Origin of the sequence: Magnetospirillum fulvum (assembly GCF_900108475.1) — a bacterium.
Lineage (GTDB): Bacteria > Pseudomonadota > Alphaproteobacteria > Rhodospirillales > Magnetospirillaceae > Phaeospirillum > Phaeospirillum fulvum_A.
Genome location: NZ_FNWO01000003.1, coordinates 326,746 through 336,934, shown reverse-complemented (window position 1 = coordinate 336,934; position 10,189 = coordinate 326,746). Strand labels below are relative to the sequence as shown.

General features: G+C 56.0%; 14 protein-coding genes. 4 read left to right on the top strand and 10 right to left on the bottom strand.

Annotated features, from left to right (window positions below; translation table 11 throughout):
* Window positions 1-729, top strand: a protein-coding gene (locus BLW40_RS16990) for an IS5 family transposase (protein WP_139305502.1) whose coding sequence is annotated in 2 segments (ribosomal slippage) — window positions 1-284 and window positions 284-729 — 730 coding nt annotated over the 2 segments. Because the reading frame shifts where the segments join, the coding sequence is not laid out codon by codon here. This gene is flagged as partial in the annotation.
* 54 nt (window positions 730-783) lie between these two features.
* On the opposite strand, the gene BLW40_RS05525 is transcribed toward BLW40_RS16990, so the two are convergent.
* The 3 genes from BLW40_RS05525 to BLW40_RS05515 all read right to left on the bottom strand — a co-directional run bounded on the left by BLW40_RS05525 (window position 784) and on the right by BLW40_RS05515 (window position 2,351).
* A complete protein-coding gene (locus BLW40_RS05525; RefSeq protein ID WP_074766327.1) occupies window positions 784-1,122 on the bottom strand; it encodes a SemiSWEET family sugar transporter in 339 nt (112 codons plus the stop codon).
* 64 nt (window positions 1,123-1,186) lie between these two features.
* Complete coding sequence (locus tag BLW40_RS05520) at window positions 1,187-1,711, bottom strand: hypothetical protein (protein ID WP_074766325.1); 525 nt, start codon at window positions 1,709-1,711, stop codon at window positions 1,187-1,189.
* A 250-nt stretch (window positions 1,712-1,961) separates the two neighbouring features.
* Window positions 1,962-2,351: a type II toxin-antitoxin system HigB family toxin gene (locus BLW40_RS05515; RefSeq protein WP_083386635.1), complete on the bottom strand. Its 390-nt coding sequence runs from the start codon at window positions 2,349-2,351 to the stop codon at window positions 1,962-1,964.
* Window positions 2,352-2,627: 276 nt separating this feature from the next.
* Here BLW40_RS05515 and BLW40_RS18140 point away from each other — a divergent pair, with 276 nt between their 5' ends.
* Both BLW40_RS18140 and BLW40_RS05505 read left to right on the top strand, forming a co-directional pair.
* Window positions 2,628-2,783, top strand: a complete 156-nt coding sequence (locus BLW40_RS18140) for a RepB family plasmid replication initiator protein (RefSeq protein WP_170834531.1) — start codon at window positions 2,628-2,630, stop codon at window positions 2,781-2,783.
* Between the two features lie 9 nt (window positions 2,784-2,792).
* Window positions 2,793-3,527, top strand: coding sequence for a RepB family plasmid replication initiator protein (locus BLW40_RS05505; protein WP_139305500.1), 735 nt, complete (start codon window positions 2,793-2,795; stop codon window positions 3,525-3,527).
* Between the two features lie 265 nt (window positions 3,528-3,792).
* Here BLW40_RS05505 and BLW40_RS05500 read toward each other — a convergent pair whose 3' ends face one another.
* Window positions 3,793-3,996 carry a helix-turn-helix transcriptional regulator gene (locus BLW40_RS05500; RefSeq protein ID WP_074766321.1) on the bottom strand — a complete coding sequence of 68 codons (204 nt, stop codon included), beginning with the start codon at window positions 3,994-3,996 and terminating at the stop codon, window positions 3,793-3,795.
* Window positions 3,997-4,511: 515 nt separating this feature from the next.
* Between BLW40_RS05500 and BLW40_RS05495 the strand changes: the two genes are divergently transcribed.
* Window positions 4,512-5,846, top strand: coding sequence for a tyrosine-type recombinase/integrase (locus BLW40_RS05495; protein WP_074766319.1), 1,335 nt, complete (start codon window positions 4,512-4,514; stop codon window positions 5,844-5,846).
* Here the strand turns inward: BLW40_RS05495 and BLW40_RS05490 are convergent.
* From BLW40_RS05490 to BLW40_RS18130, 6 genes are all read right to left on the bottom strand, one after another.
* Complete coding sequence (locus tag BLW40_RS05490; RefSeq protein ID WP_170834530.1) at window positions 5,800-6,264, bottom strand: type II toxin-antitoxin system VapC family toxin; 465 nt, start codon at window positions 6,262-6,264, stop codon at window positions 5,800-5,802. The genes BLW40_RS05495 and BLW40_RS05490 overlap by 47 nt on opposite strands.
* Window positions 6,227-6,559: a hypothetical protein gene (locus BLW40_RS17345; RefSeq protein ID WP_074766317.1), complete on the bottom strand. Its 333-nt coding sequence runs from the start codon at window positions 6,557-6,559 to the stop codon at window positions 6,227-6,229. The genes BLW40_RS05490 and BLW40_RS17345 overlap by 38 nt, the downstream gene beginning before the upstream one ends.
* Before the next feature lie 287 nt (window positions 6,560-6,846).
* A complete protein-coding gene (locus BLW40_RS05480) occupies window positions 6,847-7,869 on the bottom strand; it encodes an RAD55 family ATPase (protein ID WP_074766315.1) in 1,023 nt (340 codons plus the stop codon).
* A gap of 19 nt (window positions 7,870-7,888) precedes the next feature.
* Window positions 7,889-8,893 (bottom strand): methyltransferase, encoded by a 1,005-nt coding sequence (locus BLW40_RS05475; RefSeq protein ID WP_083386631.1) that lies wholly within the window; start codon window positions 8,891-8,893, stop codon window positions 7,889-7,891.
* A gap of 704 nt (window positions 8,894-9,597) precedes the next feature.
* Window positions 9,598-9,732: a recombinase family protein gene (locus BLW40_RS18135; protein WP_331270951.1), complete on the bottom strand. Its 135-nt coding sequence runs from the start codon at window positions 9,730-9,732 to the stop codon at window positions 9,598-9,600.
* A 15-nt stretch (window positions 9,733-9,747) separates the two neighbouring features.
* A complete protein-coding gene (locus tag BLW40_RS18130; protein ID WP_342027653.1) occupies window positions 9,748-10,146 on the bottom strand; it encodes a recombinase family protein in 399 nt (132 codons plus the stop codon).
* Between the last annotated feature and the right edge of the window lie 43 nt (window positions 10,147-10,189).

The following is a 10,189-nucleotide window of genomic DNA, read 5'->3' as shown; positions in this document are numbered from 1 at the left end:
CGAATGGTCGATCATCCAGCCCCTGTTACCGAACAAGCCGCGGGGTGTGCCGCGTGTGGATGACCGGAAGGTTCTGAACGGTATCCTGTGGCGGTTCCGAACCGGATCGCCATGGGCGGAAATCCCCGAACGGTACGGACCAGCGACGACCTGCTACAACCGCTTCGTCCGCTGGCGGAAGGCGGGGGTGTGGGACCGGCTTTTGGAAGACGTTTCAAAAGCCTATGACGGCGACATCGTTATGATCGACTCGACTTGTGTCCGCGTTCACCAGCATGGAGCCACGGGAAAAAGGGGGATCTCGACGATGGTGGCATGGGACGTTCCCGTGGGGGCCTCACCAGCAAGATCCACGCGCTCGTCGATGCAGACGGCCGTCTGATCGATGTCCGGCTGACCGGCGGTCAGGTCCACGACAGCGTCGAAGCCGAAAGCCTGCTGGAGAGGCTGAGCGACGGCGCGATTCTCCTCGCCGATAAGGGCTACGACAGCAACGCCATTCGCGCCTTGGCCACCGACAGGACCGCCTGGGCCAACATCCCGCCCCGGTCCAACCGCAAGGGCTCCTTCGTCTTCTCGTCCTGGGTCTACCGACAACGCAACCTCGTCGAACGCTTCTTCAACAGTATCAAGCAGTTCAGGGGGACCGCCACTCGGTACGACAAGGACCAGCGCAACTTCATCGCCGCCGTCAAAATCATTGCCTGCCGACTCTGGTGTCGCCCTTAATGAGTCCACGCCCTAGTGCCGTGGGAGCAACTGCCCTGACTTAAATTTTTCCGGTTATGGTGCGGCTCCTTTCGGTGGCTTGGGGTCGTCGTCCGGTTCGGTCCTGGGGTCAAGGACATCGGCAACCTCGTCCTTCTTGCGCTGCGGCAGCACGCTCATGAGAAGGATGAAGGCCGACATCAGCAGGCAGAGCGCGTTGGGCACGATCAGCGGCAAATCGCCCCGCAGCACACCATAAGCGAGCCAGAGCCCGAAGCTCGAAACCGTCAGCACATACATCGCCGAGGAAATATCGCCCGTGTGACGTTCCTTGATGATTTTCCAGGCCTGCGGGGCAAAGCTGGCGCTCGAGGCCATGGCGGCGAGCGTCCCGATGACGGGGGTGATGTCCACGAACCATTTCTCCCGGCCCGTCAATCGGGGCGCGACGCCGCATGTCATCGACGGACACCCGGACTCACTGCCTGTCGATGTCCTTGTACTCACCCACGGCCGCCGCGATGACCTCGCGGGCGATCGATGTTTCTCGCTCCGTCCGCGATACCGCCACCAGCACAGTCTGACCGCTCGAGACCGCATCGTTGATCAAGTCCGCAATCAGCCCTTCCTTTTGGCCGTCAGTGGCCGCAACGCCGGTGGTTGCGCCGATCAAGCCGCCAAGGCTCGCGCCCCAGCCCAGCAACATCAGGGGAGCGATCAGCGGGCTCGCGACGAACAGGCTCACGTTCGCGGCCACCAGCGCCAACTCCGTCAGCGCGCCCAGTCCTGTGCCGACCGCGGTTCCGATGGCACCATTGACAAGGACATCCTTGAGCACGCTATCGCTATGGGCTTGCGGTGCGGGGGCTGGAGGCGCCGCGTCGGCGTGAAACAGGTAAATTCGTTCACGCGGCAGACCCTGCGCCACAAGGGCGATAATTGCGGCCTCGGCGTCCTCACGTCGGGCAAAAAAACCCGAAACATGATGGAGGTATTCGTCCACAACCCGGCTCCTTTGCTAGAGCGGTTACGCCCGAGCCGATCACGGGCCTCGCGATAACCGACACGCAGTCCTTCGACACTTAGGAATCATAGTCACGATCGACGGTGTGGATGAGCCCCGGAATCTACCCTGAATGATTATTGCGGGGTAAATTTCCAAAGGAGCGGACGGGCCTGCCGGTGGACGCGAGGATGCGCGCCAGCGCGGTCTTGTGATCATCGGGCGTCTTGATTGGTCGAATGTTCATGGCTTACACCGTTGTTGCGTCGATTTCATCGTATTCGGCATGTGTTCCAGCAAACCTGATGCGGGCAATCTGGGCGACATAGTTGAACTGAACGATCAACCGATACCGATTGCCGCAGATGTCAAAGACGCTCCTGTTGTTGCCCACCACATCGGCCGTTCCATAGACTGCCTTGATCTCGGCCGGCTTCGTCCACCACACCTGTTTCACTTCCTGCTTCCACGCGGCGATCCTGCGATCCAGGGCGCGTGATTGCTGAGGGCGTTCACGCTTCTCGCGGTCGATCAGAGTTGTACAGAGCGGCGTAGCGGATTCCTGACGACCGAGAACGTTCTGAATGCCGGCTTGGCCTTGAATGAGGTGACTTTCTGGGACTGCCCGACAACCCTGCATCACGCGGAAGCACACTTTCACTTCGAAAGTGGCAAACTAGGGCTGATGGTAAATTTTTTATTGATCTATTTCAATGCGTTAAGATCAACACTGCGGCAAATTTCCCCGCCCTTCATAGATAGGTTCGCCTCGCCGGTGCCGCCTCGGCGGAGAAGAAATGGAAGGCGGGCCGCTACCGGGATAAGCGGCCCGCCTCGCTCCCTCTTTCATCGCCCGAGGCCACTTGGATCGCATCGGCGGAGTACCATTGGAGCGAAGGGCCTTGCCCCGGCGCTCATGCCCTACCTGCTCGACCTCAAAAAGAACTTCACCACCGTCGCGCTCAAATACGCCATCGGCATGAAAAGCACCTATGCCATCCGCATTTATGAGCTGTTGAAGCAATATGCCGGGATCGGCTCGCGACTCGTCAGCTTGGCCGAGCTGCGGTGATTCTGCGGCATCGGGGCGGATGATTACCCATTTTACAAGGATTTACGGGTTCGGGTGGTTGATCGGGCACGGCGCGAGATCAACGCGAAAACCGATCTTGCCTTTGACTATGAGGAGATCAAGACCGGGCGCAAGGTCACCGCGCTTCGCTTCCTCATCACCAAGAACGCCCGCACCGATACCCGGCTTGCTCGTCTGGTCGCCCGCCTCAAATCCCACGGCATGGCCGAGGATGCCGCCCGCGCCCTCGTCCAGGATCACGAGCCGGAGCTGGTGGAGTGGGCAACCGCCGATCTTGCCCGCCGCCTCAAGGGCAAGGAGAAGATCGACAACCCCGCCGGATGGCTCAGGAAGGCCATCGCGGAGGATTGGCGACCACAGCCCACCCTCTTCGCCCAAGAGCAAGCCCACGCCCGCGAAACCGAGCGGGACGCCGACCGCGAGCGCGAAGAGCTTGAGGCCAAGACGGCGAACAGACGCAAGGCAGACAGTGTCCGCGAGAAAGCCGTCCTCATGGCATTTATCGAGGGGCACCCCGACGACGAGCGCCAAGCCCTCGAACAGAGCTTCCGGGATCACCTCGCCGGAGCTGTCCCCGCCATTGTCGCCGCGCGGTTCAAAGGCGGGAAGTCATGGTGCGCCGATCCGATGATACGGAGGGAAGCGCTCGCATACCTGAACGGTCAAGGTAAATTTAAAACGATGGGAGGACAACAAGCCCCCCATCATCCAAAATGGCTCTAACTACCGATAGAGCGGTAAAAATGCCACAATAAATTTATTATTGCAACGCTTCAATTAGAGCCTTTTTCTGATCGTCAGACAAGCCCTCAACAACATTTTTATAGTCACCGTTATTTATTTTTTCGAGCTTATCCATTATGCAGCGAAACCAAAGAGCCGTCCCAACTTCGAACTGATCACACATTTTTCATCTCTCCATTCTGTAATTCAGCTTATTGGAAAAATTAGGGATGGCCGGTTGTGCACACCGGCCATCCCCGCCCCGTCAAAAGGAAGCCGGATCGTCAACGGACGCACCACGGAAAGCGATGCGCTCGCCCACCCACGCATCCACCTCCGACAGCAACCACGCGACCCGATTCGGCCCGAGCTGTACCCGCTTGGGGAATTTGCCCGCCGCTTCGAGACGCCCGATGTGTTGGGGTGTGTACGGGATGCCGCACAGTGTTTTCAGCTCCTTTTTCGACACGAGCCGCGTGTCGACTTAAGTCATCGGATATCTCCCTTTCGGGAGGCATCGCGATGCCTCGGTGGAAAAGCCGCACCGGTAGGCACGAAAAGGTTACAACCGCCTTTCGAGGGAGTCGAGGGCTTGCGTGCCATAGGAACATCACAAGGGGTGGGCGATGCCGGTCAGCCAGCACGGGGCAAGAGGTTACGATTTCCGCGAATGTTACCTATTTCGTTACCTCAACAGCCCCGGAAACGACCAAGGGCCTAGCGGTTTCCCGCTAAGCCCTTGAAAAATAGATGGTGCCGGCGAAAGGATTCGAACCCTCGGCCCGCGCATTACGAATGCGCAAAATTGGCAGAATATACGAGCGCATCGCGGAGCGCCGGTCTTCTGTAAACATCAGTATTTATTGACTTTTAGAGCCTCCACCCTAACATGGTCGAACATAGGGAAACGGGGCAAAGCCCGAACTTTTGTGCCCCCGTTTGTGCCCCCATATCGACCCGCGCACGAGACGGAGGAGTTAGGCCATGCCCCGCGAAGCCGCCCGCAAGGTGATTACCGATGCCATGGTGCAGAAGGTGAAGCCTGCCCCCGAGGGCAAGCGCACCGAGTATTGGGATGCCATCGTGCCGGGGTTCGGTCTTCGCGTTACCGATGCCAGGGGCAAATCGTTTTTCCTCCGCACTCGTTCCGGCTCGGGACAACTGCGCATGTCGTGGCCGTATCCCGCCACCTCTCTCGAAGCTGCCCGCGCTGCCGCGAAAGCCGCACTTGCCGATATCGAGCGCGGCATTGATCCGAAGGCCAAGAAGGCAACCGAAACGGAAGCCAAGGCCGAGAAAGCTGCCAACACCTTCAAGACGGTCGGCGAGCGGTTCATGCGCCAGCACGTCGAGCCGCGCCTTGCCCTTTCCACTCACCGGGAGTATCGCCGCGCCTTGTTCGGATCGGATACGGCCGCATGGGCGGACAAGCCGGTTGACTCGATCACCCGCGCCGACGTTCGCGCCGTGCTGGACACCATGGTTGAGCGCGGAAGCGCGGGCGGAGCGAACAACCTCCTTGCGCACTTGAGCAAGTTTTTTAATTGGTGCGCGGAACAGGACTTACTCGAAATCCCACCGACCGACCGATTGAAGCCGCCGGGGCAAAAGAACGTGGGAGAACGCACGTTGACCGAGGCCGAGATTGCCGAGGTGTGGCAGGCGTTCGGAACGGAAGGCGGGGCGTTCTGCGACCTCTTCAAGCTCCTTCTCTTGACCGGCCAGCGAAGGGGGGAAGTCGGCGGAATGCGATGGAGCGAGCTTGTCGGCTTGGATGGCGACCGGCCAGCGTGGGAAATCCCGAGCGACCGGACGAAAAACGGACGCCCGCACACCGTCCCGCTTGCCCCGCTCGCCGCCGCCATCGCGAAAGGTCGCCCGGAGATCGGCGACACCGGGTTTCTGTTCACCAACACAGGAAAGACCCCGGTTTCGGGGTTCAGCAAGACCAAGGAGCGCGTTGACGGTCGGATCGCCAGAAGGCGGGAAAAGGCCGGGCTTCCCCCGATGCCCGAATGGACGCTGCACGATCTGCGCCGCACCATGGTTACGATGATGAATGAACGCCTTGCCATCGCCCCGCATGTCGTCGAGGCGTGTGTAAACCACGTTTCCGGCAGCGCAAAAGCAGGCGTGGCCGGAGTCTACAATAAAGCGATGTATCTTGAAGATCGACGCCGCGCGTTCGAAGCGTGGGCGGGATATGTCGAAAAGATCGTAAAGGAAGGAGTGCCGGAGGGGGAAACAGGCTCAAGTGCAGCTCCGGCGACCGCTACAAATCCGCAAGCTGGACGACGCATAAATCCGCGCTCGACCTGATTCCCTTGTCGTTCGTAACGAACACGTCGCACGCGATTTCAAGGGCGGACGTGACGTGAATCGCATCGATCAGCTTCAAGCCGTTCGCCGCGCCGACTTTCGCGGCGCGTTCGCAGATTCCGAACTCGACCGGAACAAGTTCAAATGCCTCGATTTCGCTGAAAATTTCTCTGTAACGCTCGACAAGCTCCGAGCGCTCTGCCTTGTACGCCCCGTACAAGCACTCTGAGACGGTGATTTCGCTCGTAATAAGTCGCATGCCTTTCTCTTCGGCATGAGAAAAGAGGCGGGCAATATTTTCTTGCGCACCCGCCCAGCCTTCGACGAAATAGATTATGATATTTGCATCAACGTATATACGTTGAGCGTCCGCAACGTGTTTATTCATCGCCCCGGAACTCACGGATTCCAGCGTCAATATCCTCTTGCGTCCGTTCGCCATAAAGCCGCGCACCGACGCCTTTCAGCTCAAGCAATCGCGCCATGCGGCTCTTGACGCCCTCGCCCGGCTCGATCACAGCTCCGTCCGTCGCCAGCCCCTTCGAGGCCACGGGGACTCGTGCTTTCCCCGCGACATCGGACAGACGCGACCGAGGCCGTGTGACGCTATCGACAATGACAACGGAAAAGCTCTCGCCGGGCTTGATCCCCGCCCGGTTGGCAATGGCCTGGTTGACCGTTTCCAAGGTCACGTCGCGAATGACCGTTTCCATGTCAGCGCCTCAGTCTTCAACCACTTGTTTCATATGGGAAAATTAGAAGGTAGGGAGACATTATACGCCATGCTATCAATTTTCCAAATTTATCGGTGATAAGAGTGAATCGGCCCATATACCGCCCACCCCAAAAAGCCTCCCGAGCCTACTCCACAAAAATCAACGGTAAGCGGCAGGCGCTGTATACATCGCTGCGCAAGCATAAAATGCTCACACGCATAAACTAGATATACAATACGTCACAACTAACTAGCCGAAAAAATAATTATTTGCGACACCACCACCTACTCACCACCTTTAAAATAGCCAGCCACAGCGCTAAATAATGTCTTCACCACTTTAGACACAAAACCTTTATGATTATCGGTATCAGTAAGTTCAGGCTTTTTTGTGGCATTAATGTTGTTCTGAGTGGCATCACCTTGCACCGATATTTGCCCAGAGTTGTGAGCAACTAGAATTACATTATGGTTCTTCTCTGTTCCTTCCATGTTCTCGGCTCCTCTCATTTCATCAATCATCCCAAATATATTAATGTTATCTGGTGCAATTTCAAAATCAAACTTAGGGGTGCATACCCCGCTAGACTTCACCGCAAAATACATAAAATATTTTCTTGCCGATGGTTTTATTTTATCAATAATAATAGCCCCGTCTTCAAGGGCATGAAGGAATGCCTCATATTCCTTATGGCGCTTAATGCACGCCTTGCACAGCTCCTTATCAAAGGTGTGTATGCCAATAGTGCTGAAACGCCCCGCGAAATAATCCTTACAGCGCCGATGATGATTTATTATGCTATGAGGAGGAACTCCTTGCTTTTCGGCCAGGATTATGTGATCAGATAGAGAGTCTATTACCGTAACGCCATTATATCCGATAATATTCCGCAGCCCTCTATCGGCGTCAAAGAGCGCGTCAAGATCGAGTGGGCTATTTAGTAATTTTATATTTTTATGTATGCCAACAGCATCTTGGAGGGAATTCTCAGAATAGCCATGGTGAAGATAGTTGCAATCTATTATCCCAAAATTATTAGAATCAATAAACGGCCTGACGTCCTGCCCTCTCGCGCTGAAGTCAGAAATTATTTGATGAAAAGGCTTCGTGAACGAAATATATATGCCACTCTCACCCCGCACTAGAGCTGAGAATTGAATGTGCCGAGCTATCGCTTCTTTACCTGAATAAATGTCACCGCTAATCATATACCCCCTGCCTCGCGACATTCCTCCGCGAAGCGCTAAATCTAGATCAGCAATTCCAGTCGGCGCGAGATCGGTCGGTACAATTTGCCCCTCGTTCATGCCGCCCCTCCCCACAGAATTAAGCCCCCTTCGTGGCAATAAGAATGCCACTCGGCCCCGCAAAGTCCTCCCGACGAACATCAAGGAAGCCAACACTTCTCAACCAGGAAGCCACCTCTTTCCGTGAGTAACTTGTTCCGCGCTCGCTTTCCAGAAGCATGTTCACAGCGAAAAGCGCAGGGAAAGGCGGGCCACTTCCGTCATCATCCATAAAGAATTCATGGACAATAATTGTACCTCCTTGGGGAAGAATGTCATATATACGCGAAATCAACCCCTCGCACTCTAGCGAGCTATAACTGTGCAAAACCTGAGATAGTAATGCAACATCACATGAATCAGGCAGGACATCAACAAATATATCGGCAGGATAAGTCCTCACTCTTTCTCCAAGAGAAGACGCAGCAATATATTCATCTGCAATCAAACAAACATTGGGCAAGTCAACAACATATGCGGAAATATTTGGAAATGCTTTTGCCAGAGATAAGGAATAAGCACCAGATCCTCCACCTATATCCATGAGGACACGTGAAAACTGCAGATCCACCTTCGCCGCTAATTGTCTAGCCGGGCCTAAAGCATTATTGTGCATTGCTGCTGTAAAAATCTTTGCAGTAACTGGATCATTGCGGATAGTTCCAAATATATCAGCAGAAGGATGCCCCAGCCGCATAACAGATTCCAGTTCCCCCCAAGCGTCATACAGCCTAGTGCCTTGCATGACTATCATGTCGCCGAAATAGCTTGACTTCCCTCGCACCAAAAAGGTCTCTGCCAGATCGGAATTAGAATAAATATCTCCATCTTTTTTAAGAATATCGATTGCTGAACAAGCATTGAGTATTGATCTGAGCGATCTAACATCAATACCAGTCTCAGAAGATAATCTATGACACGTATTTACTCCACCACTTATGGAGGAAAATACGTCAAAATACGTCGCAAGAGCTAGAACCTTGCTAGCCTGAAAAGCCGTCGCAATCTTCATTAGTGGCTCTGGAGTTAATTTTTGATCACTCATTATTGACCTCAGATAATTGGTAAATTATTTGATCCACTACCCCTCATGTTCTGTATGGTTTTAATACCATAAACATGGGCATTCTAATAATATGCCATGCGTGCCATTTGTCCATACCTAAGAGAGAATGATTCCATGGGATGTGCGCGAAAAAGCAAAAACCATCCCAGACTTCACATAGTTTATCAAGAATGGTTGATATTCAAAATCAGTTTTCAGATTTCCCATCCTCCCGCTCTTTGCCGAATCCCCACCGCCTGTTACCATTCCTCCCGCAATGGTTTGGGCTTGTCCCGGAATCAGGGAGGCGCGATGTACCCGGAAACACGACACAAGGCGATCATCGCGCTTTCATTCTTGATCACCGTGGCATAGGCCAACATCCAGCCCCACGCAAAGCCGGTTGAGGCTGGCGTTGCCGCGTTCCTCGGCGCATTCCCGCTGCTCTACGCCCTCTATATTCGGCTTCCATGTCCTCAGCTGGGTGTTCCTTCAGCGGCGAACGTGGCAACGGTCTGCGGATCATCCCCCCGGATATGGGCGGGCATCCCCCGGGCCGCCCGTTCGATCATTCGTGCGCCATCGGCGACGTGATTCCATGGCTGCTACGGGGTGTGGTTGGTCTTCGTCAGCAAGGCGGGGAGCAATGCTCATGAGCGCCACCAGTGGGAAAAGACCCGTTCCAATTGAGGCGTCTTCATTTGCTATCCCGTCCGCCCGTTCCATACGATCAGATTCCGCACCGTGCTTGCGCCCCACGCCTTGCCGGTGCGGGTTTTTATGCCCCGCTCGTTCAGCTCCCGCGCCATCGCTCGAAGGGACATGCCCGCAAGGGCCATCTCCTCGATTGCCGGTCAGACCTTGAGCGCGAAGGCATCCGCCGCCCGGACGTTAGCCCGTGCCGCCTCCGCGCTGTCGAGTCGGGGATTGCCGAGCCTGACGCCTCGGAGCTTTGCTTGCGCCATCGCCGCGCGGGTGCGTTCGGAGATCATCGCCCGCTCGTGTTCGGCCACGGCGGCGAGGATGTGAATCGTGAGCCGGGACGCTTCCGGCATATCGACCGCCCGGAAGTCCACCCGGCTTTCCATCAGGTTCGAGATGAACGCCACCGAGCGGGAAAGCCGGTCGAGCTTGGCGATCAGCAGCGTTGCCTTTTTGCGGCGGCAGAGATCGAGCGCCCGGCCAAGCTCGGGACGATCCGCCCGCTTGCCGCTTTCGACCTCGGTGAAGTCGCCCGCGAGCGCCCCGCCGATCCGGGCAAGATACCGGAAAATTGCTTCGCGCTGGGCGTCGAGT